This window comes from Mycobacterium innocens, from assembly GCF_900566055.1.
GTDB classification, from domain to species: Bacteria; Actinomycetota; Actinomycetes; order Mycobacteriales; family Mycobacteriaceae; genus Mycobacterium; species Mycobacterium innocens.
The window spans coordinates 23,608-48,487 of sequence record NZ_UPHQ01000101.1 but is presented as its reverse complement, the minus strand read 5'-3'; the positions used below and the strand labels follow the sequence as shown (position 1 = coordinate 48,487).

Genomic DNA, 24,880 nt, shown 5'->3' with positions numbered 1-24,880 from the left:
GGACCACCGCGGGCCCGGTGGTCCAGGCGCCGCCTGGCTATCCGCCGCCCCTTCCACCGGGCCCGCGGTGGTCGCGGGGCTGATGCTGCGATCACCGTAGGCGCTGCCGTCGGCGGTCACCAGCAGGGCCCGCACGCTACCCCCGTTGAGCTGGGCGGCAAGCAATTCGGGTGATGTGTGAGCGGCCACCAGCGCATCGGCGCGCGAGGTGGCCGCCATGAGCCGGTCGTGCAGATTTCGTCGGGCCTGCAGCCCTAGGGTGACGTCGACGGTGACACCCAGCACCACCAGCAGCCCCGCCAGCAGTGCCACCACCAGCAGCACCACCCGGCGCTGCAACGACGGCGTCGGCGTGGCGGGATCGACCGCAGGTCCCGTCGGGGTAGCCGTCATGACCGTGGTTGTTGGAGCCGGTATCCGATGCCGCGAACCGTGTGCAGCATCCGCGGGCCATGGGCCTCGAGCTTTCGCCGCAGACTGCTGACGTGGACTTGCACCAGATTGGTGTCGTAGGCGTCGTAACCCCACACCGCGCTGAGGATCTGACGGGCGCTGACAATCCGGCCGCGTTGCTGCACGAGAAAGTCGAGCAGCCGAAGCTCGGTGGCGGTCAGTTCCAGCTGGTGGCCATCGCGTGCGGCCACTCCGGCGTCGACGTCGAGTATCAGATCGCCGACCTGCACCACGCGCGGTAACCGGCCCCGGCGCCGCAGCACCGCCCCCACCCGTGACACCAGTTCGGCGAGCTCGAAAGGTTTGACCACGTAGTCGTCGGCGCCGCCGTCAAGACCGCGCAACCGGTCGGGCAGGCCGTCGCGGGCGGTGATCAACACGATGCTGATGTCGCCCCACGCCTGGATGACGTTGATGAGGTCGAAGCCGTCGCGACCCGGCAACATCACGTCGAGCACCACCAGATCCGGCCGCAGGCCCTCCAGCACCTCTTCTAAACCTTCACCGTCGCAACGGGTTTCGGTGTGATAACCAACGTCGGCCAATGCCTCGCCGACCATTTCCCGGATGGTCTCGGAGTCCTCGACCACCAGCACTCGCGGTGCGCCGACGCTGAACCGCCCGATGCGCCCCGCCGCCGAACGGCCTGCGACGCGGTCCGGACGCGAACGATCGGTCATGGCTCCATTGTTAGCGTGCGGTGCTGAGATCAATCTGAAGCGCGCACGTTTGTCCCAACCAATTTTGACGACACGGGGAGCTAGCATGACCGCCCACCACGCCAACCCGCCACCCCCACCGGCGACCGGAGCCGCAGCCGGGCGGCGCCATTCCACCGGCGTGATGATCGGGGCCGCGGTGGCGGGGTTGGCGATCGGCGCGCTCGCCGTCTTCGCGGTAACCGGCGTCACCTGGAAAATCCGCGTCGAGCTGCCCGCCCCGCTATATCCGCCCGCGCTGTCGTCGACGCCACCGGTGAGTAATCTCCCATCACCGCCGGCAGCGCCGACCACGGCGGCGACGGGTACGCCGAGCAGCTCCCCTGCACCGCCAGCAGCGCCGCCGGCGCCGCCGTTGCCGCCGTTGCCGCCTGGTCAGTAAACCGCTCGAGCAAACAATTATCTTCAGGTCCACTTCAAGTACGGCCGTTACCGTCGCGATTACCGAGCACACCGACAGAAACCGACGACGTGAGGAGCCGTATGACCGCCGACGAAAACACCACCGGCCCTGTCGCACCTCCGGCACCTGTTGCACCCCCGCCGGCGGTGGTCGCCGACCCCGGTCGTGAGCGCCATCGCTTCTCGCTGGCCGCGCTGATCGGCGCCGGGGTTGCGGGCCTGATCCTGGGCGCAGCCGGCAGCGTGGCTGCGATCGCGTTTGCCTGGCTGATCAGCGTCGGGCCACCGCCACCTCCCCCGGGGTCGGGGCCCATGCAAATGCCGGGGCAAGCATTCAGCCACGGCCAACCGCCTCCTCCCGGTCCCGGCGGCCCACCCGGACCCGTCGCGGGAGCTTTCCGGCCGATGCCTGGGCCGATGGGCGTGCCGCGTGGTCCGCGACCGCCGGCACCACCGCAGGCCGCGCCTTTCGGCCCCGGCCAACCGCCGGGGGCACCGGGCCAGCCACCCGGACCGCCGCCCTCCACGCAAACCTCGCCGACACCCCGTCCCTGAGCGGTCGCTGAGCGGCACCCCCGCAACCGTCGATGTAAACAATCGTTTATAATTATAAACGTGCGTTTACCCCAGTCGGATGACCGGACGGCGCGAGCACGAATCCGTGACGAGGCGCTGCGGCTGTTCGCCGAGCGTGGGCCCGTCGCGGTCACGATGCGCGACATCGCGACCGCGGCGGGGGTGTCTGCGGCTTTGGTCATCCGCCACTACGGCTCGAAGGACGGGCTGATCGAGGCCGTCGACAATCACGTCGTCGCGACCTTCGACGTGCTGCTGACCGAAACCGCCGACCAGACCGGGGCATCGGGCCTCGGCCCGGCGGCGGTGCCCGGCCTGCTCGACGGCCTGGCCACCCACCTGCCGCCCGACTCGGCGATCCCGGCTTATCTGAGCCGGATGTTGATCGCCGGGGGTCCGGCCGGGTCGACGCTGTTCGAACGCCTTTTTCGGCTCAGCAAAGCGGTTCTGGACGCCATGGTGGCCGCCGGCACGGCCGGCCCCGGCGCCGATCCCGAGATACGCGCCGCCTTCTTACTGGTCAACGATCTGGCTCTGCTGACCCTGCGACCGCGGCTGATCGAAGTGCTCGGCGTGGACCCGCTCACGGCTACCGGGATGCAGCGCTGGGCCGGCGAGGTGTTCTCGATCTACCGCGACGGACTACTCAGCACCTGATGCAGGAATGGAGGCGAACAATGTCCTTATTGGCCTGGCTCGGCGCACGGCTGTTGCGCTCCCGCAGGCTCATGCGCGCGCCCGCCTGGATTTATCACGCACGCGCCGGTGCCCTGTTCGGCTCGCGGATTCTGATGCTCGAACACATCGGCCGCAAATCCGGAACCCGGCGCAATGCGGAGCTCGAGGTGGTCGATCATCCCGACCCGCACACCTACGTCGTCGCCTCCGGCTTCGGCCGGAAGGCCCAGTGGTTCCGCAATATCGAGACCAACCCGCACGTTAGGGTCTACGCCGGCAGCCGCGCCCCCGCGCGCGTCCTCGACCAGGCGCACGCCGACCGCGCCCTAACCGCCTACCGCGGCCGGCACCCGCGGGCCTGGCGACGCCTCAAGCTCGCACTCGAGCAGACCCTCGGCACTGCCATCAGCGACACCGACACGCCGCTGCCGCTGGTCGAGTTGCGCCTCGGCTAAACCCGGTCCGGCCCCTTGGCCGTCATCACCGCGAACAGTGCCAGGAACAGAGCCGCCGGGATCGCGGTTACGCTGAAGTCCCGCGCGCGAATATGGGCGCCCAGCGCAAGGACGAAGTACACCGTCAGCATTGCCGTCGTCAATCGCGCCAGCGCGGGAAATTGGGTTACCGAGAGCAGACCGACCGCCGAGGCGGCCTTGGCCGCGGGCAGGACCGGACGAACACTGGCCGGCACACCCAGGTCGTTGAGCAGCTTCTCGATCGGTGCCAGCGGGATTGCGCATGCCACCGCATCGCCGGCTTGAAACACCGCCAGCGCCGCATAGGTTTTCGGCGAGGTCAAAATGCCCATCGGCTGCTCCTAGCGCCCGAGCTTCGGCGGTGCCCCCAGCGGGCCGTCCACCGGCTTGCGGGCTATCGCCTCGGCCTTGGCCACCGCCTGGGCGATCGTCGGGTCGGTCTCGGTGGAGAACCAATCGGCGACCTCCTCGTCGTCGGCACCGGCAGCATGCTTGGGCAGGTCCTCGACCGGAGACGGCTCGAAGCGGAACACGCCGTCCTCCCCCGGCGTGCCCAACAGCCGGGTGAACCCCTGCAACGCCGCACCGAAATCGCTGGGCACCACCCACACCTTGTTGGCGTCGCCGCGGGCCATCTCTGGCAGGGTCTGCAAGTACTGGTAGGCCAGCATCTCGGGGGTCGGCCGGCCGGCCTTGATCGCGGCGAACGTCTTCTCGATGGCCTTGGCCTGCCCCTGCGCCTGCAGATAGGCCGCGGCGCGCTCACCCTGAGCACGCAATATCCGCGACTGCCGTTCGCCCTCGGCGGCCAGGATCGCGGCCTGCTTGGCGCCTTCGGCCGCAAGAATCTGCGCCTGCTTCTGCCCCTCCGCCTGCTTGATCGCCGCTTCCCGCGTGCCCTCGGCGGTCAGGATCATCGCCCGCTTTTCCCGGTCGGCCTTCATCTGCTTTTCCATCGACGCCTGAATCGATGGCGGCGGGTCGATGCTGCGCAATTCCACGCGTGCAACCCGCAGCCCCCAGCGTCCGGTCGCTTCGTCGAGGACGCCACGCAGGTGGCCATTGATCTGGTCGCGCGAGGTCAACGTCTGCTCCAGCGTCATGCCGCCGACCAGGTTGCGCAGCGTGGTGGTGGTGAGCTGCTCGACGCCGACGATGTAGTTGCTGATCTCGTACACCGCGGCCTGGGGCACCGTGACCTGGAAGTACACCACGGTGTCGATGTTGAGGGTCAGGTTGTCCTCGGTGATCACGGGCTGCGGCGGAAACGACACCACCCGCTCGCGCAGATCCACCCGGGCGCGGACGCGGTCGATGAACGGTACCAGCAACGTCAGCTGCCCACTGACGGTGCGGCTGTAGCGACCCAACCGCTCGATCACCGCTGCCTCGGCCTGCGGGATCAGCGCAACCGACTTGGCCACCACAATGATGGCGAATATCACCAGAACGGCCAGAAACACCAGGCCGGCAACGGCACCTTCCACCGGGATTCCTTTCTCGAGTTGCTACGCGTCTTTGAACACGACCGCGGTGGCCCCGTCGATGTGCACCACGGTCACCGAATCACCCGGTTCGAACACGTCGCCCTCGTTCAGCGGCCGTGCCGTCCACACCTGGCCGTCGATTTTGACCTGGCCTTCGTCACGGGCGACCCGGTTTAGCACCCGCGCGCTCTTGCCCTCCAGCGCCTTGATACCCATCGGCACGCCTTTGCCGGGGGCCAGCCGCCGCCGCACCGCGGGCCGAACCAGCACCAGCAACAGAACCGACACGATCAGAAACACCGCGCCGTCGGCCCACACCGGCCAGTCCATCAGCCAGCTGCTTCCCGCTGCCGCCAGCGCGCCGCCGCCGAGCATCAGCAGGAACATGTCGCCGGTCAACGCCTCTGCGCTGACGAGCGCCAACGCTGCGACGAGCCAGATCAGGGCGACGGGCATGCGCACAGAATACGCGTGATCCCCGGCAACCGCGGCCAACAACTACACTGCGAGATCATGTGGTGTCCCAGTGCAACGCTTTCGATGTGGGCCAACGCCTGGCTCGCCGGCAAGGCCGCGCCCGACGACCTCTTGGACGCGTTATCCCTCTGGGCGCCAACGCAATCGGTTGCGGCATATGACGCGGTCGCGGCTGGGCATACCGGCCTGCCATGGCCGGACGTGGATAACGCCGGGACGGTGTCGCTGTTGTCAACGCTGCGCGCCGCCACAGGCCGGGCAACGACGTCGGCGCCCGGCCCGCCGGATCGGCTGCGCGGGACGATCAACGTGGTGCTGCCGGTGCCGGGCGATGTGCGCGGGCTTTCCGCCGGAACACAATTCGAGCGCGACGCGCTGGCCGCCGGTGAAGCGATCATCATCACCAATCCCGATGACCCCGGCACATCTATCGGGCTGGTCCCCGAGTTCTCTTACCGCGACATCGAACAGACTCCCGACGACGATTCGGCCGTACCCGAGTTGTGCGCCTTGTCGTGGATGGTGTATTCGCTGCCCGGTACCCCGGCGTTGGACCCCTGCGAGCTGGGAGACGCCGAGTACGCCCTGCGGGCCGCGGTGCGCTCGGCAGCCGACGCGTTGGGCGCCATCGGCATGGGACCCAGCGCCGCCGGCGTCGCCAATCCGCGCGGCCTGGTTGAGCAGTTGCTGGAATCCGCACGGCAACACCGCATTCCCGACCATGCGCCATCGCGCGCACTGCGGGTGCTGGAGAACGCCGCACATGTCGACGCCATCATCGCGGTCAGCGCCGGCCTCAGCCGATTGCCCGAATCCGCCGCGGACCGCTTCACCCCGCGCCTGGCGGCCCGTCTCGAGCCGATCAGAGCGCAGTCGTCGTCGGAAGTACAGACTGCGTTCGACGCGCTGCGGCCGCTGACCACGGTGGTGCGGTCCGCGCGGATAGCCGCCGTCAGCGCGATCCTGCATTCGGCTTGGTCGGACTGACATCCAGTTCGCGCGCAACGCAATGCGGTGGACGGCAGGGCTCACCGTTGATGCCGGCCAGACAGCCGGGCACCGGATCGGGGCCGCTGACCCGCGACGGCGCGCGACCGTAGCGAAGTTCGTCGATCAAATCCGCGGCCAGCCGGGCGAACCGCCGATCGGCGTTGGGAGTGCTGGCCCGGGCGAATTCGATGCCCAATGCCTCTGCCTGTAAGCGCAATTCATGGTCGAGGTCCCACACCACCTCGATGTGGTCGGCGACGAATCCGAGGGGACAGACGATCACTGCGGTGGTACCCGCGTTCGCCAGCGCGGCGAGGTGGTCGCCGACGTCCGGCTCCAGCCAAGGAACCTGCGGCGGGCCAGAGCGCGACTGCCAGACCAGGTCATAGTCGGCATATCCGGCGGACTTTGCGACAAGGGTTGCGGCATAAGCGACTTGGCGGCTGTAGAGGCGGGGCCCCCAGCGCTGGTCCGCGGCCACCGGGATCGAATGCGCGGTGAAAAGCAGTCTTGCGTTAGCGGGCACGGTCGCCGCAGCCCCAGCGATGCTGGCGGCGAACATCTCGACGAACAGCGGATGGTCGAAGTAGGGCCGCAGCTTCACCAGCTCGGGCGCGTCCGGGGCGGCCGCCCGGCGGGCCCGGGCAACGTCCTCGGCATACTGCGCGCAGCTGGAATAGCCGCTCCACGCCGATGTCGCGAACACGGCGGCACGACGAATTCCGTTGTCGCGCATGGCTATTACCGCATCTTCGACATAGGGCTCCCAGTTGCGGTTGCCGAAATACACCGGCAGGCCCAGTTCGGCTTGCAGCTGGGCGATCAGCGCTCGGTTGATGCCGTTGATCGGTGATACGCCACCGAAATGCAGATAGTGCTCGGCCACCGCATCGAGGCGCTCGGGTGGCACACCGCGGCCCCGGGTGACGTTGTCCAGGAACGGCCGCACCTGCTCGGGCCCCTCCGGCCCACCGAAGGACAGCAGCAGGACGGCGTCAAATTCCATGCGGGCTAGAGCAACTGAGTGTGTGCGCCGCCGTCGGCGAAGATGATGTCCCCCGTGGTGGCCGGCAGCCACTCCGACAGCAGCGCGCAGACGGTCTTGGCGACCGGCGTGGGGTCCTTCATGTTCCAGCCGATGGGCGCCCGCTGGTCCCAGCCCTCCTCAAGCAGCTGGATCTGCGCGCCGGCCTCCTCACCCAGCGCCCCGCCGACAATGGCCGCCATCGCCAGCGTCCGGATCGGCCCGGCGGCAACGAGGTTCGAGCGCACACCGTACTTGCCGGCCTCGCGCGCCACGAACCGGTTGACCGACTCCAGCGCGCTCTTGGCGACCGTCATCCAGTTGTAGGCCGGCATCGCCCGGCTCGGGTCGAAGTCCATGCCGACAATGGAGCCGCCGCGATTCATGATGGGCAGCAGCGCCTTTGCCATCGATGCGTAGGAGTATGCGGAGATGTGGATACCCTTGGACACGTCCTCGTAGGGCGCGTCGAAGAACGGGTTGATACCCATCCCGCTTTGCGGCATGAAGCCGATCGAGTGGACCACGCCGTCGAGTTTGTTGCCCGCACCGATCACTTCGACAACCCGGTCTGCGAGAGTCGCCAAGTGCTCGTCGTTTTGCACGTCGAGTTCCAGCAGCGGCGCCTTCTGCGGCAACCGGTCGGTGATCCGCTGGATCAGCCGCAACCTGTCGAAACCGGTCAGCACCAGCTGCGCGCCCTGCTCCTGGGCTACCCGCGCGATATGGAACGCGATGGAGGAGTCGGTGATGATCCCGGACACCAGGATCCGTTTGCCGTCCAGCAGTCCAGCCATTGTTTGTCCCCTCTTGCTCTTAGTGGCCCATGCCCATGCCGCCGTCAACCGGGATGACCGCACCGGAGATGTAACTCGCGTCCTCCGACGCCAGGAAGCTGACCACCCCGGCGACCTCGGCAGCGGTACCGACCCGCTTCGCCGGGATGAATTGCAGTGCCCCCTCCTGGATCCGCTCGTCCAGCGCTCGGGTCATATCGGTATCGATGTAACCCGGGGCGACCACATTTGCGGTCACGTTGACCTTGGACAGCTCTCGGGCGATCGAGCGGGCCATGCCGATCACACCGGCCTTGGAGGCTGCGTAATTGGCCTGGTTGCCGATGCCCCAGCTACCGGAGACCGAACCGATGTAGATCAGCCGGCCGAACTTCTTTCGCTGCATACTGCGCGCCGCCCGCTGAGTCACCCGGAACGCCCCGGTGAGGTTGGCGTCGATGACCTTCTCGAACCGCTCCTCCGTCATCCGGATGAGGAACGCGTCCGCGGACACGCCGGCGTTGGACACCAGCACCTCGACCGGACCCTGGTGCTCCTCGACCTCTTTGAAGGCACGGTCGACGGCGTCGCTGTCGGTGACGTCACACTCGACGGCGAACAGCCCCTCGGGCGCCCCGGATCCGCGATGCGTGACGGCCACCTGGTGGCCGTCGGCGGCCAGCCGCTGGGCGATCGCCAGCCCGATCCCGCGGTTTCCGCCGGTGACCAGGACCGAACGGGATACGAAGGGGGGTTTGCCGCCGTCGGTGGCGGCCTCGCTTGTGGTGTCGGTGGCTGTGTCAGTCACCCCGTCAACCTAGCGTCTCGTTGAGGCAACGCCGAAATCGGCTCGTCGCATGTCGCGAACGTCAACACCAGGGCGAGAAATCGGGCGGGGCCAGATCTCGCCGTGGCGTTACATTCGGCGAGACGTCAGGTCGGCAGCCGGCGGTTGATCAGCAACGCGGCCAGGCCGGCCAGCGCCAGCACCAGCGCACCCAGGCGCAGCCAGCCCGCGCTGGCGTCACCTTTGATGGTCTCGTAGCCGATCTGCTGCTGCAGCGACGTGTACACCGCCTTCAGCTCGGCCAACGAAGCTGCGTTGTAAGCGTTTCCGCCGGAGAGTTGGGCCACCTTCTTCAGGGTCTCGTCATCGACCGGTACCGGCTGACGCTGACCGTTGATCTCCACGAAGCCATAGGGGGTGCCGAACGAGATGGTCGAGATCGGCACGCCCTGGTCCTTGGCGGTGCGAGCAGCGGTAAAGGCGCCCTTGGGGTTGTCCGGATTGGTCGGCATCGTCTCCTTGCCGTCGGAGAACAACACGATGCGCGCCGGCGGCGGCGTGTCGCCCCCACCGATCACCGCGCCGACGGTGGCGATGGCCTGCAAGGCGGTGAAGATCGCCTCCCCGGTGGCCGTGCGATCGGCGAATTGCAGCTTGTCCAGCGCGTTCTTGGTCGCGTCACGGTTGGTCGTCGGCGACACCAGCACCGTCGCGGTGCCGGCGTAAGCGATCAGTCCGAGATTGATGCCGGGGGTGAGCTCGTCGGCGAACTGCTTGGCGGCCTCCTGCGCGGCGACCATCCGGTTGGGTTCGACGTCGGTCGCGCGCATCGACTGCGATACGTCGATCACCAGCATCACGACCGCCCGGTTCCGCGGAATCCGGACGTCATGCGTCGGTCCGGCCATCGCGGTCGTCAACAGCACCAGCGACAACGCCAGCAGGATCGCCGGAACATGCCGCCAGCGGGAGGGCCGCTTGGGCGCCACACTCTCGAGCAACTCCATGTTGGCGAATCGCAGCATCCGCTTCTGGCGGGCCAGCTGCAGCACGATGTAGAGCGCCACCAGCCCGACGACGACAAACAGGAACAGGAAGAACCACGAGTGTTCGAAGCCGGACAGCGTCATCGGCCCGAGCAACGGCAGTGTCATATCAGACCCGTCATAAAAGATGCGAGCAGGTGTGTCACTGAGCCCCCGCCATGGCACCACGTCGGCGGGAGGCGACGAAGCGGACGATGTCGGCCAGCCAGTCGCGGTCGGTGCGAAGCGTCAGCACCGGTGCGCCACAACCGCGGAGGGTCCGGGCCACGTCGGCGCGGTGCGCCGCCGCCGCCCTGGCGAAATCGTTCTGCAGCTGTGTGTCGATGGTGAATTCGCGGGTGACGCCGCTTTCGGCGTCCTGCAGGATCACGTCGCCGATATCGGGCAGCTCGACATCGCGCGGATCCAGTACTTCGATGGCCAGCACCTCGTGGCGGGCCGCGATCGCCCGCAGCGGCCGCATCCAGTTGATCGGCCCCAGAAAGTCGCTGATGACCACCGCCATCCCTCGACGGCGTTCCGGCCGGCGCAGCGCGTCGATGGCCACCGCCAGGTCCCCGCGTACCCCGGCCGGAGCCTTGGGCATGGTGGCGATGGTGCGCAACATGGTGTGCTGATGCTGGCGGCCGGTACGGGCCGGCACCCGAGTCATCGTGGCGCCGTTGGCGACCAGGGCGCCGATCCGGTTGCCGCCACCGCTGTTGAGGAAGGTGATGGCGGCCGCCGCCGCCACGGCGAGGTCACGTTTCTCGCAGACGGCGGTACCGAAGTCCAGGCTGGCCGACATGTCCACCACGAGCCAGGTTTCCAGTTCCCGGTCGGCGATCATCTGCCGCACGTGGGGGTGGGTGGTCCGGGCGGTGACCGCCCAGTCCATCCGGCGCACGTCGTCGCCGGGCTGGTAGAGACGCGACTCGCCCGGCTCCGTGCCCGGCCCGGGGATCAAGCCGAGGTGATCGCCGTGCAAGACACCGTCGAGCTTGTGCTTGACGGTCAGCTCCAGGGTGCGCAGCGCCGCCGACAGCTTGGGGTCGTCGATGTCGCCACGCAGCAACGACGGCGGATGGACGACCGCCGGCGCCTTGCTTTCGGTCACCGGCCGCTAGCCGCAGCCGCCGCCTGCATTACCGGCGGTACCGAATGGCCTTGTTGCGGAACGGCGTTCACTTGCGGCAAGGCGACGGTCTGCAACACCCGGTTGATGATGATCTCCGGGGTGATCTCGTCGGCCAGCGCGTCGTAGGTGAGCACCAGCCGGTGCCGCAGCACGTCGGGGATGACTTCGATGACATCCTGCGGGATCACGTAGTCACGCCCGCGCACCAGCGCCAGCGACCGGGCGGCGGCGATGATGCCCAGCGAAGCTCGCGGAGATGCGCCGAAGGCGATCCAGCTCTTGACGTCGTTCATCCCGAGCTGTTCGGGTGCCCGGGTGGCGAAGACGACCCGCACCACGTAGTCGACCAGCGCGTGGTGCACGAAGTTGTTGGCCGCGATTCCCTGTAGCCGCACCAGGTCGCCGGGGTTCAGGATCTGCTTGGGCTGCGGCGGGGTGACGCCCATCCGGTAGATGATCTCGCGCTCTTCCTCAGCCGAGGGGTAGCCGACGTTGATCTTGAACAGGAAGCGGTCGCGCTGCGCCTCGGGCAACGGGTAGACGCCCTCGTGTTCGATCGGGTTCTGCGTCGCCATCACCAGGAACGGGTTGGGCAGCGGGAAGGTCTTACCGCCGATGGAGACGTGACGTTCCTGCATCACCTCCAGCAGCGCCGATTGCACCTTGGCGGGGGCACGGTTGATCTCGTCGGCGAGCAGGAAATTGACCACCACCGGCCCGAGCTCGGTGTCGAATTCCTCCTTGCCCTGCCGGTAAATGCGAGTACCGACGATGTCGGTGGGCACCAGGTCGGGGGTGAACTGGATCCGGGCGAACGTCCCGCCGACGACCCGCGCGAAGGTCTCCACCGCCAGCGTCTTGGCGACCCCGGGCACGCCTTCGAGCAATACGTGGCCCTTGGAGAGCAGGCCGACCAGCATCCGCTCCACCAGCTGGTCCTGGCCCACGATGATCCGCTTGACCTCGAAGATGGCCCGCTCGAGGGTGTGCACCTCGGCGGCCAGCCCGTCAGAACCACCAGGACCACCCGCGGATGCCTCATGGGCCGGCGCGCCGGATTGCCCGCCCGGACCCGGGTAACCGCCACCTGCTGCTGTCATCGACAACCCTCCACCGCTCGATCAGACACGACTGCTGATACGACCAACGTCGCGGGGCAGCGACGTGCCCGCGTTCAACTATTCCAGGCGCCGTGGATTCCGTCGACGCCGCGGTTCCTGCCCGGCCACCCTAGACCCTCCGGGCGGGACGCACCCGTCCGGGGGAAGCCGGACCAGGCGCCCCGACAGTCGCCGGAGCCGCACCGGCTCAGTACTCGATGATCCTGGTCACGAACGGTGTCATGCCGGCCTTGCGCACCGGGCTCACCGTGACCTTGCCGGCAAGGCTGGACGCTTCCAGCATCTGACCGTTGCCCAGGTACATGGTGACGTGCTGGCTACCGCCCGGGCCGTAGAAGATCAGGTCGCCGCGTCTGGCCTCGTTGGGCGGGATGTGGCGCCCCGCGTTGTACTGGTCACCGGAAAACCGCGGGATCAGCACGCCCACGCCCGCGAAGGCGTAGCGCATCAACCCCGAGCAGTCGAAGCCGACGGTCCCGGCGCCGGAGTCCACGCCCTTACTCGGCCCCTCCAGAGTGCCGCCGCCCCAGGAATAGGGGACTCCCATCTGTGATCCGGCCCGGCGGATCACGTACTCGATGGCCTGCCGGCCGTTGGCACGCGGAATCCGGCTGGGGCTGGTGTTGGCAGCACCGGGGGCAGGACTGCCGCCGAGGTTGATGCCCAGCCCGCCCAGAAACTGTCGACCCAAGTCGAGGGTGGTCTGGGTGGCCTGGGCGGTGGCCTGAAGCGACGCGTTGGCGACGGCCAGCGCATCTCCGGGTGCGCCCGCGCTGGCGGTTGCCGGCAAAGTCGGATCCCACGGACCGGGATCGGCGTCGGCCGGCGTCGCTACAGCAACCAAGAGCCCGGTCACCATCGCGGTGATCCAGGCCAGGTTGATCAGGCGAAATCGCTTGTGCCGCATAAATCCCCGTTCACCACTCGATGTAGCGCACCACGAAGGGCGTCATGCCGCTGGTGCGCACGGGCGCAACGCGGACCTTCAGGCCGATGTCGGGCGCCTCGAGCATCTGACCGTCGCCCAGGTAGATCGTCACGTGCTGGCTGCCGCCGGGGCCATAGAAGATGACGTCACCGCGACGCATCTGGGAAGTCGGGATCTTGCGTCCCAGGTTGTATTGCGAACCCGAGTAGTGCGGCAGCTTGATGCCGACCCCGGCAAACGAATACAAGACCAGGCCGGAACAGTCGAAGCCGGTAATGCCGGCCCCGGAGTCGATCCCCTTACTGGGACCCGCGGCATTGCCGCCACCCCAGGAATACGGCACCCCGATCTGTGACATGCCCCGACGGATCACGTACTCGCTGGCCTGACGTCCGTAGACCCGCGGAATCCGGCTGGCATGCGTCGAACCCGCCGGGGCGTTGGTGATCCCGGTATCGGTGGGCTTGAGGATGCCCAGCTGCTGCAGGAAGTTTCGTCCCATCTGGGCGGTGACCTGTGCCGAGGTCGCCGAGTAGCCCAACACCTGGTTGACCACCGCGATCGGGTCCCCGGGGATGTTGGCGCTGGGAATCTGCGGCAACGAGGGGTCCCACCCGTCCCAGCGGCGGCCGCCGCCGGGTCCTGTGCCCGGGTCCCACATCTCACCGGGCGTGCCCTGCCCGCCGGCCGAGGACCAGGCGACCAGCCTGGCCGCCTGCAGCCTGGCCTGCGCCTCGTCTCGTTCTGCGGCCAGGCGGTTGACTTCCTCGCGTTGTTCGTCGAACTTGCGCTGGGTGTCGGTGAGCGCGGCCACCGCCGCGTCCTGGCTGGCTTTCGCATCGGCAGCGGCCTTGTCGGCCTTCTGCTTGGCCAGCCGGGCCGCCGATTCCTTGTTCACGTGTTCGGTTCGGGCCCGCTGCAGGTTGGTCATCACCGTCTCGGTGCTGACGGTCATCGCCCTCGTCGCGGTCGCCGCGGCGATGATGTCGTCGGGGCTCTTGGCTGTCAGGTAGCTGTCGGACGGGCCATTCATATAGGTGGCCGCCGCGAAGGTGTCGAATCGGTGTTGGGCTGCGGAGATCGCCGCGTTGGCGTCCTTGACAGCCTGCTGGCTGATCTCGAGCTCATGTTCGGCAGCGGTGGCCTCGTCGCGAGCGGTTTCCACGGCGACCATCGCTTTGTTGACGCTCTCCTGCTCCATCTCCACGGTGGCGCTGAGGTCCTGCAGCCGCTGATTGGCCTTGGCGACCTCCGCGATCAGCGCGGCGATGGGGTCAGTGCCGGGATTGGCGGGTGCCAGGCCGGGAGTCGATACCAGCAAGATCACGCTCAAGACCGACGGAATGGCCGGCCGCACCAACCGTGCTGCCGATCGTGAAGCAGAGCCACCTCGGGTCCGTCTCATCGACTCTGGTCTCCTATGGCTCAAACCGGACGGACGGCAGTCGGCGCCGAAAGCGCTAATGGCATCACAATCATCATTCGCACCGTACGTCACACCTGACGCTAAAGAAACGTATGTCACAAAGTGCACCCTGGACGTGCAATTAATGTGACCGAATGGTGATGTGAAGCGTTTGCCACCGGCCAAACACACGGCCGGTGCACTACCCTCGGCCGAGGCTCACGTGCTGGCTAGACGCCCTGGCCGGTTTGATCCGACGTTGTGTCGGCGCTGTCACCCGAGGTTGCTGACCGCCGGGCGCGCAGCTGCATGAACCGGGTGCCGACGGCTGCGGCAAGCACCGCAATCAGCATAAAAATGGTCAACCCGGCCCAGGGAAACTCCGGTGTGTCCAGCTCGTGCAAGAAATTCTGCGCGGACTGCACCGGGTTGCCCGTCTTGGAATGGTCCTCCCCCGCCTCCAGCGTGACCCGCGGGTACTGCGTGCTGTAGCTGCCGACGTAGCTGGGACTGAGCACCAACACCGTCGCGTCCTTGTAGTCGGCGCCCACGACGGTCGCGACATCCCGCAACGGAGTGTCATTGGGCGGGTTGTGGTCCAGCAGGACGATCTTGAGGTTGATGCCCTCGTCGTGAGCGTGGTTGACCACCTCGAGCAATCCCGGCACGGCCGCCGGCGGCGCGCTGACGCCGACCGCGGCGACTTGTGCCTTGACCGCCGTCATGTCGACGTCCTGTGGAATGTAGACCGGCAGGAACGGGATCGTCTGGGGTAACGGCAGCTGGCCTGCGGTGTCGTGCCAGGTCATGGTCTCGCTCCTCTCACACCTCCCGCGGTGCTACCGGAACCGTACGCGTTGAAGTTGCGTCGCCAGCGTTCAGTGTGCCCGTCGGGACGGCAATTTCGCGATGTATCCGCCCTGGCGACGCACTCGAAGCCAGCAGAGCGCCCTCGACACTGCTGCCGTGTCGTCGGTATCCCGGCCAGTCGAATCGGCGGGGGCTTTTCAACTCGCGCCCGGCACGACAAGACTGAAGGGCACGGGTACCAACCGCAATGCAGGACAACCGTACTGTTAAAGTGGCTGAGCATGTGAAGCACCGTCGACACGGCCCGTCGGCGGCAGAACTGAATCCTCGGGAGTTGATGTGACCAGCAAAGAGTCAGTGAACTCGTTCGGAGCCCGCGACACACTCAAGGTCGGCGACCGGAGTTACCAGATCTATCGCCTCGACGCCGTCCCCAACACCAGGAGACTCCCCTACAGCCTCAAGGTCCTCGCGGAGAACCTGCTGCGTAACGAAGACGGCAGCAACATCACCAAGGATCACATCGAAGCCATCGCGAACTGGGACCCCGAAGCCCAGCCCAGCGTCGAAATCCAGTACACGCCCGCCCGGGTCGTCATGCAGGACTTCACCGGCGTGCCCTGCATCGTCGACTTGGCCACCATGCGGGAGGCCATCGCCGACCTGGGCGGCAAGCCCGACAAGGTCAACCCGCTGGCGCCGGCAGACCTGGTGATCGACCACTCGGTGATCGCCGACCTGTTCGGGCGGGCCGACGCGTTCGAGCGCAACGTGGAGATCGAGTACCAGCGCAACGGCGAGCGCTATCAGTTCTTGCGTTGGGGCCAGGGCGCTTTCCGCGACTTCAAGGTGGTGCCGCCGGGCACCGGCATCGTGCACCAGGTCAACATCGAATACCTGGCGAGCGTCGTGATGACCCGCGCAGACGGCGCGGGGGGAAAAATGATTGCCTACCCCGACACCTGTGTGGGCACCGACTCGCACACCACGATGGTCAACGGCCTGGGGGTGCTCGGCTGGGGTGTGGGCGGCATCGAAGCCGAGGCGGCCATGCTGGGTCAGCCGGTGTCGATGCTGATCCCGCGGGTGGTCGGCTTCAAGCTGACCGGTGAGATCCAGCCCGGCGTCACGGCCACCGACGTCGTGCTGACCGTGACCGAGATGCTGCGCAAGCACGGCGTGGTGGGCAAATTCGTCGAGTTCTACGGCGAGGGGGTGGCCGAGGTGCCGTTGGCCAACCGCGCCACCCTGGGCAACATGAGCCCCGAATTCGGTTCTACCGCAGCCATTTTCCCGATCGACGAAGAGACCATCAGCTACCTGCAGTTCACCGGCCGCAACGACGAACAGCTGGCGTTGGTCGAGACCTATGCCAAAGAACAGGGCATGTGGCACGACCCGAAGCATGAGCCCGCGTACTCGGAATACATCGAACTCGACCTGTCCGACGTGGTGCCGTCGATTGCCGGACCCAAGCGCCCGCAAGACCGCATCGCGTTGTCGGCCGCCAAATCCACGTTCCGCGAGCAGATTCCGAACTACGTCGGCGACGACCCCGACAAAAAGGACTACTCGAAGCTGGACGAGATGGTCGACGAGACGTTCCCGGCCAGCGACCCGGGGGCATTGAGCAACGGCCATGCCGACGACCACACTTCGGTGGAGTCGGCAGCCAAGCACGCCAAGGGCAGGGTGAGCAGCCCGGTGACGGTGAAGTCCGACGAACTCGGCGAATTCGTGCTCGACCACGGCGCGGTGGTGATCGCCGCGGTCACCTCGTGCACCAACACCTCCAACCCGGAGGTGATGCTGGGCGCGGCGCTGCTGGCGAAAAACGCCGTCGAAAAGGGGCTGGCCGCCAAGCCGTGGGTGAAGACCACCATGGCCCCGGGCTCCCAAGTGGTCAGCGACTACTACGACAAGGCCGGCCTGTGGCCGTATCTGGAGAAGCTCGGCTTCTATCTGGTCGGCTACGGGTGCACCACGTGTATCGGCAATTCGGGCCCACTGCCCGAGGAGATCTCGAAGGCGATCAACGACAACGACCTTTCGGTGGCGGCCGTCTTGTCGGGCAATCGCAACTTCGAAGGCCGGATCAATCCCGACGTGAAGATGAACTACCTCGCCTCACCACCGTTGGTGGTTGCCTACGCGTTGGCCGGGACCATGGACTTCGACTTCGAGTCACAGCCGTTGGGCACCGATAAAGACGGCAACGACGTCTACTTGAAGGACATCTGGCCGTCGCAGAAAGACGTCTCCGACACCATCGCGTCGGCGATCAACCAGGAGATGTTCACCAAAAACTACGCCGACGTGTTCAAGGGTGACGAGCGCTGGCGTAGCCTACCGACCCCGAGCGGCAATACCTTTGAGTGGGACCACGATTCGACCTACGTCCGCAAGCCCCCGTATTTCGAGGGAATGTCGGCCGAACCGGAGCCGGTGGGCAACATCACCGGCGCCCGGGTGCTTGCGCTGCTCGGTGATTCGGTGACCACCGACCACATCTCCCCCGCCGGCAGCATCAAACCGGGCACCCCCGCCGCGCAATACCTCGACGAGCACGGCGTGCAGCGCAAGGACTACAACTCCTTCGGCTCGCGCCGCGGCAACCACGAGGTGATGATTCGCGGCACATTCGCCAACATCCGGCTTCGCAACCAACTGCTCGAGGACGTTTCCGGCGGTTACACCCGCGACTTCACCCAGGAGGGCGGACCGCAGGCGTTCATCTATGACGCGGCGCAAAACTATGCGGCACAAAACATTCCGTTGGTGGTGCTCGGCGGTAAAGAGTATGGTTCCGGCTCCTCACGCGACTGGGCGGCCAAGGGCACACTGCTGCTGGGCGTGCGGGCGGTGATCGCCGAGTCGTTCGAACGCATTCACCGCTCCAACCTGATCGGGATGGGGGTGATTCCGCTGCAATTCCCCGAGGGAAAGTCGGCTTCGTCGCTGGGGCTGGACGGCACCGAGGTCTTCGACATCACCGGGATCGAGGCGCTCAACGACGGCAAGACACCGAAAACGGTGCATGTCAAGGCCAGCAAGGACGCCGGCAGTGACGCCGCGGTTGAGTTCGACGCGGTGGTACGCATCGACACACCCGGCGAGGCCGACTACTACCGTAACGGCGGCATCCTGCAGTTCGTGCTGCGCAACATGCTCAAATCGGGTTAACGCCAGCCGACCCCAGCCCTGGCCATGCCGAAAGTCAGCGAGGACCATCTGGCGGCTCGCCGCCGCCAGATCCTCGACGGCGCACGTCGCTGCTTTGCCGAGTACGGCTACGACAAGGCCACCGTCCGGCGTCTGGAACAGGCGATCGGTATGTCGCGCGGTGCGATCTTCCACCACTTCCGGGACAAGGACGCGCTGTTCTTCGCGCTGGCGCACGAGGACGCCGAGCGCATGGCCGATGTCGCGTCGCGCGAAGGCCTCATCCAGGTGATGCGTGACATGCTCGCCGCGCCCGAGCAGTTCGACTGGCTGGCCACCCGGCTGGAGATCGCGCGCAAGCTACGCAATGACCCGGTGTTCAACCGCGGCTGGGCGGAGCGCTCCCTGGAACTGGCCGCCGCCACGACCGATCGACTGCGCCGGCAGAAGCAAGCGAAAAGGGTGCGCGACGACGTTCCCGGCGACGTGTTGCAGTGCTACCTGGATCTGGTCCTCGACGGACTAGTGGCCAGGCTCGCCTCCGGCGAAGACCCCCAGCGGCTCTCCGCCGTACTGGACCTGGTGGAAAACTCGGTGCGCCGCCGCTGATTTGTGCCGGGTGCGTAACGCCACGGCGAAAAATCCGAAACTGGCCGTGGTGTTACGCTCGCGCCGGGCGGGCGCGATGATTTGGTCCGCCGCGGCTGCGCATCGTGGTACCGGATTCGAGCAGCATGCTGTGAACCGATCCGTACGATCGCCCGACGCTGGCCGCCAAGTTGCGGATGCTGGCTCCGCCCTCATAAGCGTTGCGCAACTCGTGCAACAACTGATCGCGCGTCTTCTTCGACTTCCGCTGGGTTCTCACCGGCTGCCTCCCACGCATGGTCACGATCCCCGGGTTCCAGGGTAAGAACCGGCCGGCGACAGCGGGACCGCTTTGGCCGAAAACGCTTGCGATTTCTCAGGCCAGCTCGATGAGGTCCCGATACTCCTCGGACCAATAGTCCTCGGTGCCGTCGGGCAACAGCACGACCCGTTGCGGGTCGAGCGCCTCGGCGGCACCAGGATCGTGGGTCACCAGCACCACCGCGCCGCGGTAGCTGCGCAGCGCGTCAAGGACCTGTTCACGCGAGGCGGGATCGAGGTTGTTGGTCGGTTCGTCGAGTAACAGCACGTTCGCCGTGGAGGCCACCAGCCCGGCCAGCGCGAGGCGCGTCTTTTCGCCGCCGGACAGTGTGCCGGCCGGTTGCTCGAGCTGTGGGCCGCTGAACATGAACGCGCCCAGCAGGCCGCGCAACTCCTGGTCACCGGTTTCCGGTGCGGCGTGCCGAACGTTCTGCCAGACGGTCGCGTCGTTGTCCAGCGTGTCGTGCTCCTGCGCGAAATAGCCGATGCGCACACCATGTCCGGGCTCCAGCGCCCCGGTGTCGGGTGTTTCGACACCGGCCAGCAGCCGCAGCAGTGTGGTCTTGCCGGCGCCGTTGAGTCCGAGCACGACGACGCGCGAGCCCCGGTCGATGGCCAGGTCGACACCGCTGAACACTTCCAGCGATCCGTAGCTCTTACTGAGCCCCTTGGCCACCAGCGGGATGCGGCCGCAGGCGGCCGGGGTGGGGAACTTGATTCGGGCCACCTTGTCGGCTACCCGTTCCTCGTCGAGCGCCGCCATCATCCGATCGGCCCGGCGCAACATGTTCTGTGCCGCAACGGCCTTGGTGGCCTTGGCGCCGAGCTTGGCGGCCTGGGTTCGCAGCGCGGCGGCCTTGCGTTCGGCATTGGCGCGTTCCCGGCGACGACGCTGCTCGTCGGTCGCGCGGGCATCGACATATTTCTGCCAGCTCATGTTGTAGACGTCCATCTCGCCGCGCACCGCATCCAAGAACCACACCCGGTTGACCACATCGGCGATCAGGTCGACGTTGTGGCTGATCATCACCAGCCCGCCGGTGTGTGACCGCAGAAAATCCCGTAGCCAGCCAATCGAATCCGCGTCGAGGTGGTTGGTCGGCTCGTCGAGCAGTAGCGTGGTCCCCGATCCAGCGCCGGTGTCGGAGGCGGCGAACAGAATCCGCGCCAGCTCGACCCGGCGGCGCTGGCCTCCGGACAGGGTACGCAATTGTTGGGTCAGCACCCGTTCGGGCAAGCCGAGACTTGCGCAGATCCGGCCCGCCTCACTTTCGGCGCCGTAGCCGCCGAGCGCGACGAAGCGCTCCTCGAGCTGACCGTAGCGGCGGATCGCGCGGTCGCGCGCGTCGTCGTCGGCGACCTCGGCCATCAATGCCTGCTGCTTCTCCAGATCGGTGAGCAACACGTCGAGCCCGCGAGCCGACAGCACCCGGTCCCGAGCCAGCACGTCAAGGTCTCCCTCTTTGGGATCCTGTGGCAGATAACCTATTTCGCCGTTGCGACTAACCGATCCGGCATAGGGTTCGCTCTCCCCGGCCAGGATGCGCAGCGTGGTGGTCTTGCCGGCGCCATTGCGGCCCACCAACCCGATGCGATCGCCCGGCTGCACGCGCAAATCCGGACCCTCGGGCGAGAGCAGGATGCGCGCACCAGCTCGGACCTCGAGGTCCGTTGCCGTGATCACAATCGCTCTCCTTGGGCGCTGCTGTCGTTACTTGTCGTCGGTGAAGACCGGCGGCCGCTTCTCGGCGCGCGCGGCAACCGCCTCTTCGAAATTGGCTGTGAGCAGCCGGACGAAAAGTTGCCCCAGACCCTCGGCCTGCATATGCCCTTCCAGGCTGGCGGCGTCTAGTCCACTCCACAGTGTACGTTTGGTCAACTCAATTCCCGGCCGCGAGAACGCCGCCATCCGCGCCGCGATCGCATAACAGGTGTCCAGCAGCTGGCCGGCGGGCACCCTGCAGGACACCAGCCCGATGCGCTCGGCTTCCTCGGCGCTGACGTCGCGCCCGGTCAGCATGATCTCGAAGGCACGCGAGGATCCGATGGCCCTGGGCAACAGGTAGCTCAGCCCCAGTTCGCTGGCCGTCAGCCCGTTGTTGATGCCGGCGGCCCGGAAATAGGCACTGGTGGAGGCCACCCGGATGTCCGCGGCCAGCGCCAGGCACAGCCCCCCGCCGATGGCCGGGCCGTTGACCGCGGCGATCACCGGTTGGTGCAACCGGCGCAGCTTCAGGATGACCTCGTCGAGCAACTCCATCGATCGCAGCGCATAGGTCGGCCGGGTCAGGCCCTCGACATTAGGCACCGCACCCGCGGACTTGTGATCCGCACCGGAGGAGAAGCCCCGCCCCGCCCCGGTCAGCACCACCACCCGCACCGAATTGTCGTAGCTCAGCGTCTCCAGGGCCTCCTTGAGCGGCACCATGACGTCGAAAGCCATGGAGTTCATCCGCTCCGGCCGGTTGAGGGTGATCAGCGCTATTTCGGGGCGCGGGTGTTCCAGCAGGACCAAACTCACCCGTGCACGGTATCGCGTACGGCAGCGCGCCCGGCCGTCACCGCCGCCGGATTGTTGACGGTCTAGGCGACTTCATAGGCCTTGAGCTGCTGTACCAAGTCTTCCAGAGCTGCCGGGGGCAGGGCCCCGGGCTGGTTGAACAACAGTTGACCCTTCTTGAATGCCATCAGCGTGGGAATCGACCGGATCTGGGCCGCCGCTGCCAGTTCTTGCTCTTCTTCGGTGTTGACCTTGGCATAGACCACGTCGGGATGTTGCTCCGAGGACGCCTGAAACGTGGGCGCGAAGGCGCGACACGGGCTGCACCAGGAGGCCCAGAAATCGACAAGCACCATGTCGTTGTCGTTGACGGTTTCATCGAACTCCGCAGCAGTGAGGTCTTTGGTTGCCATGACTGCCGTAACGCCCCGGGCAGGCGACTTTGTTCCAAGGAGGTCGAGAGCAGGCCGCGCTGCCGTGGCGGCGAGATCTGGTAGGCCCGGAGCTGGCGCACCAGGTCATCCATGATCGCGGGATTAGCGACACCGGCCTGCTTGAACACCAGCTTGCCCTTCCTGAACGCCATCAACGTGGGCAATAGCTTGACCCCGGCGATCGAGACCAACTCCTGCTCGGTTCCGAAGTTGACCTTGCCGTGCACGATGTCGGGATGCTTGTCCGACGAGCCCTCATACGTCGGCGTCAACACTGCACACGGGGCGCACAGCGGCGCCCAGACGTAGACGAGCACGTTGTCGTTGCCGTAGACGGTCTGTTTGACGTTTTCGGCGGTGAGATCTTCGAGTCGCCACGTGTCCCCTTTATCCGCTCAGGCCCGGTGGGTCCGGCGACGTCGAGCGTACGTCGAGCACACCCGGAACCGCTGCGGATTCAGGCCGTTGGTGCGCCCATCGACGCCGCCGCCCGCCAGGACCGGTTGGTCAGCAGGCGCATGCCGTTGAGGGCGACCAGCACCGTGGACCCTTCATGGCCGGCCACGCCCAGTGGTAACTGGCAACTGCCCCAACAGATCCCACAACACCAGAACGCTGATGAACGTGCCGGCGATGATCAGGTTGACGGTCACCACGTGGCGGGCTTGTCGGGCCAGTCCGATGATAGTCGGGATGACCTGCAGTTCATCCCGAACCGTGACGCCATCGGCCGTTTGCAAGGTCAGGTCGGCGCCGGCGCCCATCGCGACGGAGGTGCGGGCCGCGGCCATGGCGGGAGCATCGTTGACACCGTCGCCGACGACGAGCACCCGGTGACCGCTGGCTTGCAGATCGCGGACCGCCTTGACCTTCTGCTCGGGCAACAGCGCGGCCCGCACATCGGTGATCCCGGCGCGCCGGGCCGCCCACCGGGCCGCGCACCCGTTGTCCCCGGTCAACAGAACCGGCGGCGCCGACGTCAGTGCGGTCAGGGACGCGACGGACTCCGCGGCATCGGGGCGCACCTCGTCGGTGAGCCCCAGCACGCCGGCCGCGACGCCGTTCAGCATCACGATGGCGGCCGTGGCGCCTGCGTCGAGGATCGGCGCGAGCTCGGGTAGCGGCACCCCCCGGTAGCTCTGCGGGCTGCACACCTCGACGAAATCGCGGCCCACGGTGGCTCGCACCCCGCGGCCGGGCAGGGCACGGAAATCCTCGGCCTCGGGGATGGTGATACCGCGGCGGCGAACTTCCTCGACAATGGCCCTGCCCAGTGGGTGCTCACTGGATTGCTCTGCAGCAGCAGCTAATTGGAGCAACTTTCGCACACCCACCACATCCGGGTGCAACGGCTCGACGGTGGTCAATTGCGGTGTGCCACAGGTCAATGTGCCGGTCTTGTCCAAGGCGACGATGCTGGTGTCGGCCAGATGTTCCACGACCACAGCCGATTTGACCAGGACCCCGTGGCGGCCGGCATTCGCGATCGCCGAAAGTAGCGGCGGCATGGTTGCCAGCACCACCGCGCACGGCGAGGCCACGATCATAAATGTCATGGCGCGCAATAGAACTGGTTGCAGCGGCGAGCCCAGCAGCAACGGGATGACGATCAGCGCGAGGGTCGCCACCACCATGGCCACCGAGTACCGCTGCTCGATCTTTTCAATGAACAACTGGGTTTTGGCTTTAGTGGCCGACGCCTCGGCGACCAGCTCGACGATGCGGGCCACCACTGTCTGCGACGGGTCCCGGGTCACCAGCAGCTGCAACACCCCGGACCCGTTGACCGTGCCCGCGAACACCTCGTCACCGCGGCCCTTGGCCACCGGGATGGACTCGCCGGTGATCGAGCATTGGTCGACTTCGGAGCAGCCCGACAGCACGGCGCCGTCGGCGGGTATGCGCTCGCCCGGCCGCACCAGTACCCGGTCACCGACGCCCAGCTCGCCGGCCGCAACCAGCCGCTCGTGGCCGTCGCCATCGACGACCACGGCCTGCTCCGGTGCGAGGTCCAGTAACCCCTTGACCGAGTCGGCGGTGTGTTTGGTGGCCACGTCGTCCAAGGCGCCCGACGTCGCAAAGATCACGATCAGCAGGGCACCGTCGAAGATCTGCCCGATTGCCACCGCTCCGATCGCTGCCACGACCATCAGCAGGTCGACGTCGAGCGCCTTGTTCCAAAGCGCCTGTGCCCCAGCCCATGCCGAACCCCAGCCGCCGGCGAGGTAACAGGCCAGATACAGCGTCCACCACACCGGCTGCGGTGCGCCGTTCAGCTGGGCAGCCAGCCCGGCCAGAAACAAGACCAACGCGAACGCGGCCCAGCGAACCGACATCACCGACCACAACGCCGCACGCCAACTCAGCTGCCGCGCGACAGCGACGGGAATGTGGTCGAAAGAAACCTCGGAGGTGCACGCTTCAGCAGCGGTCAAGGTCATTCCGGCGGCCTCACAGAGGGGTGGGAGTTCGTCAGGATGAACCGAGTCTAGGGACGCGGCGATCGCGCGATATCTCGATTGCATTGCGGTATGCGATTGAATTGGTCACTGGCACAAGGTAAGCGGTCTTCTTCCGGCCCCGGCTCCGGCGCCGGCGCTGCC

General features: G+C 66.8%; 23 protein-coding genes and 4 pseudogenes. 7 read left to right on the top strand and 20 right to left on the bottom strand.

Annotated features, from left to right (window positions below; genetic code table 11):
* A pseudogene (locus tag EET03_RS11450) lies at nt 1–393 on the bottom strand (hypothetical protein); the annotation flags it as partial.
* Complete coding sequence (locus EET03_RS11445; RefSeq protein ID WP_075543291.1) at nt 390–1,133, bottom strand: response regulator transcription factor; 744 nt, start codon at nt 1,131–1,133, stop codon at nt 390–392. The pseudogene EET03_RS11450 and the gene EET03_RS11445, both read right to left, overlap by 4 nt.
* An 85-nt stretch (nt 1,134–1,218) precedes the next feature.
* On the opposite strand from EET03_RS11445, the gene EET03_RS29850 reads away from it, so the two are divergent.
* The 4 genes from EET03_RS29850 to EET03_RS11430 all read left to right on the top strand — a co-directional run bounded on the left by EET03_RS29850 (nt 1,219) and on the right by EET03_RS11430 (nt 3,283).
* Entirely contained in the window at nt 1,219–1,554 is a 336-nt protein-coding gene (locus tag EET03_RS29850) for a hypothetical protein (RefSeq protein WP_136625687.1), read from the top strand.
* Between the two features lie 101 nt (nt 1,555–1,655).
* A complete protein-coding gene (locus EET03_RS11440; protein WP_099194134.1) occupies nt 1,656–2,129 on the top strand; it encodes a hypothetical protein in 474 nt (157 codons plus the stop codon).
* A 54-nt stretch (nt 2,130–2,183) separates the two neighbouring features.
* Nucleotides 2,184–2,807, top strand: a complete 624-nt coding sequence (locus tag EET03_RS11435) for a TetR/AcrR family transcriptional regulator (protein ID WP_099194133.1) — start codon at nt 2,184–2,186, stop codon at nt 2,805–2,807.
* Between the two features lie 20 nt (nt 2,808–2,827).
* Nucleotides 2,828–3,283 (top strand): nitroreductase family deazaflavin-dependent oxidoreductase, encoded by a 456-nt coding sequence (locus EET03_RS11430; protein WP_075543285.1) that lies wholly within the window; start codon nt 2,828–2,830, stop codon nt 3,281–3,283.
* On the opposite strand, the gene EET03_RS11425 is transcribed toward EET03_RS11430, so the two are convergent.
* The 3 genes from EET03_RS11425 to EET03_RS11415 are packed head-to-tail and all read right to left on the bottom strand — an operon-like array spanning nt 3,280 to nt 5,247.
* Entirely contained in the window at nt 3,280–3,636 is a 357-nt protein-coding gene (locus tag EET03_RS11425) for a DoxX family protein (protein WP_075543284.1), read from the bottom strand. The genes EET03_RS11430 and EET03_RS11425 overlap by 4 nt on opposite strands.
* 9 nt (nt 3,637–3,645) lie before the next feature.
* A complete protein-coding gene (locus EET03_RS11420; protein ID WP_075543283.1) occupies nt 3,646–4,791 on the bottom strand; it encodes an SPFH domain-containing protein in 1,146 nt (381 codons plus the stop codon).
* 21 nt (nt 4,792–4,812) lie between these two features.
* Nucleotides 4,813–5,247 (bottom strand): NfeD family protein, encoded by a 435-nt coding sequence (locus tag EET03_RS11415; protein ID WP_063470139.1) that lies wholly within the window; start codon nt 5,245–5,247, stop codon nt 4,813–4,815.
* Between the two features lie 57 nt (nt 5,248–5,304).
* Here EET03_RS11415 and EET03_RS11410 point away from each other — a divergent pair, with 57 nt between their 5' ends.
* Entirely contained in the window at nt 5,305–6,255 is a 951-nt protein-coding gene (locus EET03_RS11410; RefSeq protein WP_063470186.1) for a hypothetical protein, read from the top strand.
* Here EET03_RS11410 and EET03_RS11405 read toward each other — a convergent pair.
* From EET03_RS11405 to EET03_RS11365, 9 genes are all read right to left on the bottom strand, one after another.
* Nucleotides 6,221–7,264: a ferrochelatase gene (locus EET03_RS11405; RefSeq protein ID WP_075543282.1), complete on the bottom strand. Its 1,044-nt coding sequence runs from the start codon at nt 7,262–7,264 to the stop codon at nt 6,221–6,223. The two genes, EET03_RS11410 and EET03_RS11405, sit on opposite strands and share 35 nt — an antisense overlap.
* A 5-nt stretch (nt 7,265–7,269) precedes the next feature.
* The gene (gene inhA, locus EET03_RS11400; protein WP_075543281.1) at nt 7,270–8,079 is read right to left on the bottom strand and encodes an NADH-dependent enoyl-ACP reductase InhA; all 810 of its coding nucleotides are present in this window, start codon (nt 8,077–8,079) and stop codon (nt 7,270–7,272) included.
* 19 nt (nt 8,080–8,098) lie between these two features.
* Entirely contained in the window at nt 8,099–8,866 is a 768-nt protein-coding gene (gene fabG1, locus EET03_RS11395; RefSeq protein ID WP_099194132.1) for a 3-oxoacyl-ACP reductase FabG1, read from the bottom strand.
* Between the two features lie 125 nt (nt 8,867–8,991).
* The gene (locus tag EET03_RS11390; RefSeq protein ID WP_063470143.1) at nt 8,992–9,999 is read right to left on the bottom strand and encodes a VWA domain-containing protein; all 1,008 of its coding nucleotides are present in this window, start codon (nt 9,997–9,999) and stop codon (nt 8,992–8,994) included.
* A gap of 34 nt (nt 10,000–10,033) precedes the next feature.
* Complete coding sequence (locus EET03_RS11385; RefSeq protein WP_063470144.1) at nt 10,034–10,987, bottom strand: DUF58 domain-containing protein; 954 nt, start codon at nt 10,985–10,987, stop codon at nt 10,034–10,036.
* The gene (gene moxR1, locus EET03_RS11380; protein ID WP_099194131.1) at nt 10,984–12,108 is read right to left on the bottom strand and encodes a chaperone MoxR1; all 1,125 of its coding nucleotides are present in this window, start codon (nt 12,106–12,108) and stop codon (nt 10,984–10,986) included. The genes EET03_RS11385 and moxR1 overlap by 4 nt, the downstream gene beginning before the upstream one ends.
* Before the next feature lie 208 nt (nt 12,109–12,316).
* Entirely contained in the window at nt 12,317–13,036 is a 720-nt protein-coding gene (ripB, locus tag EET03_RS11375) for an NlpC/P60 family peptidoglycan endopeptidase RipB (RefSeq protein WP_075543278.1), read from the bottom strand.
* Nucleotides 13,037–13,046: 10 nt separating this feature from the next.
* Complete coding sequence (gene ripA, locus EET03_RS11370; protein ID WP_075543277.1) at nt 13,047–14,462, bottom strand: NlpC/P60 family peptidoglycan endopeptidase RipA; 1,416 nt, start codon at nt 14,460–14,462, stop codon at nt 13,047–13,049.
* 230 nt (nt 14,463–14,692) lie between these two features.
* Nucleotides 14,693–15,271: an Rv1476 family membrane protein gene (locus EET03_RS11365; RefSeq protein WP_075543276.1), complete on the bottom strand. Its 579-nt coding sequence runs from the start codon at nt 15,269–15,271 to the stop codon at nt 14,693–14,695.
* A 340-nt stretch (nt 15,272–15,611) separates the two neighbouring features.
* On the opposite strand from EET03_RS11365, the gene acnA reads away from it, so the two are divergent.
* Together acnA and EET03_RS11355 are read left to right on the top strand one after the other, a co-directional pair.
* Nucleotides 15,612–18,455, top strand: coding sequence for an aconitate hydratase AcnA (gene acnA, locus EET03_RS11360; RefSeq protein ID WP_136625686.1), 2,844 nt, complete (start codon nt 15,612–15,614; stop codon nt 18,453–18,455).
* A gap of 24 nt (nt 18,456–18,479) precedes the next feature.
* Complete coding sequence (locus EET03_RS11355) at nt 18,480–19,043, top strand: TetR/AcrR family transcriptional regulator (RefSeq protein ID WP_063470149.1); 564 nt, start codon at nt 18,480–18,482, stop codon at nt 19,041–19,043.
* 52 nt (nt 19,044–19,095) lie between these two features.
* Here EET03_RS11355 and EET03_RS11350 read toward each other — a convergent pair whose 3' ends face one another.
* The 6 genes and pseudogenes from EET03_RS11350 to EET03_RS11325 all read right to left on the bottom strand — a co-directional run bounded on the left by EET03_RS11350 (nt 19,096) and on the right by EET03_RS11325 (nt 24,718).
* Nucleotides 19,096–19,302, bottom strand: coding sequence for a helix-turn-helix domain-containing protein (locus EET03_RS11350; RefSeq protein ID WP_244232312.1), 207 nt, complete (start codon nt 19,300–19,302; stop codon nt 19,096–19,098).
* Nucleotides 19,303–19,398: 96 nt separating this feature from the next.
* Complete coding sequence (locus tag EET03_RS11345) at nt 19,399–21,027, bottom strand: ABC-F family ATP-binding cassette domain-containing protein (RefSeq protein WP_075543275.1); 1,629 nt, start codon at nt 21,025–21,027, stop codon at nt 19,399–19,401.
* Nucleotides 21,028–21,054: 27 nt separating this feature from the next.
* Nucleotides 21,055–21,876, bottom strand: a pseudogene (locus EET03_RS11340) (enoyl-CoA hydratase); the annotation flags it as partial.
* A gap of 50 nt (nt 21,877–21,926) precedes the next feature.
* Nucleotides 21,927–22,256: a thioredoxin gene (gene trxA, locus EET03_RS11335; protein WP_075543273.1), complete on the bottom strand. Its 330-nt coding sequence runs from the start codon at nt 22,254–22,256 to the stop codon at nt 21,927–21,929.
* A gap of 50 nt (nt 22,257–22,306) precedes the next feature.
* Nucleotides 22,307–22,594: pseudogene (locus EET03_RS11330) on the bottom strand (thioredoxin family protein); the annotation flags it as partial.
* Nucleotides 22,595–22,734: 140 nt separating this feature from the next.
* Nucleotides 22,735–24,718: pseudogene (locus tag EET03_RS11325) on the bottom strand (heavy metal translocating P-type ATPase).
* Between the last annotated feature and the right edge of the window lie 162 nt (nt 24,719–24,880).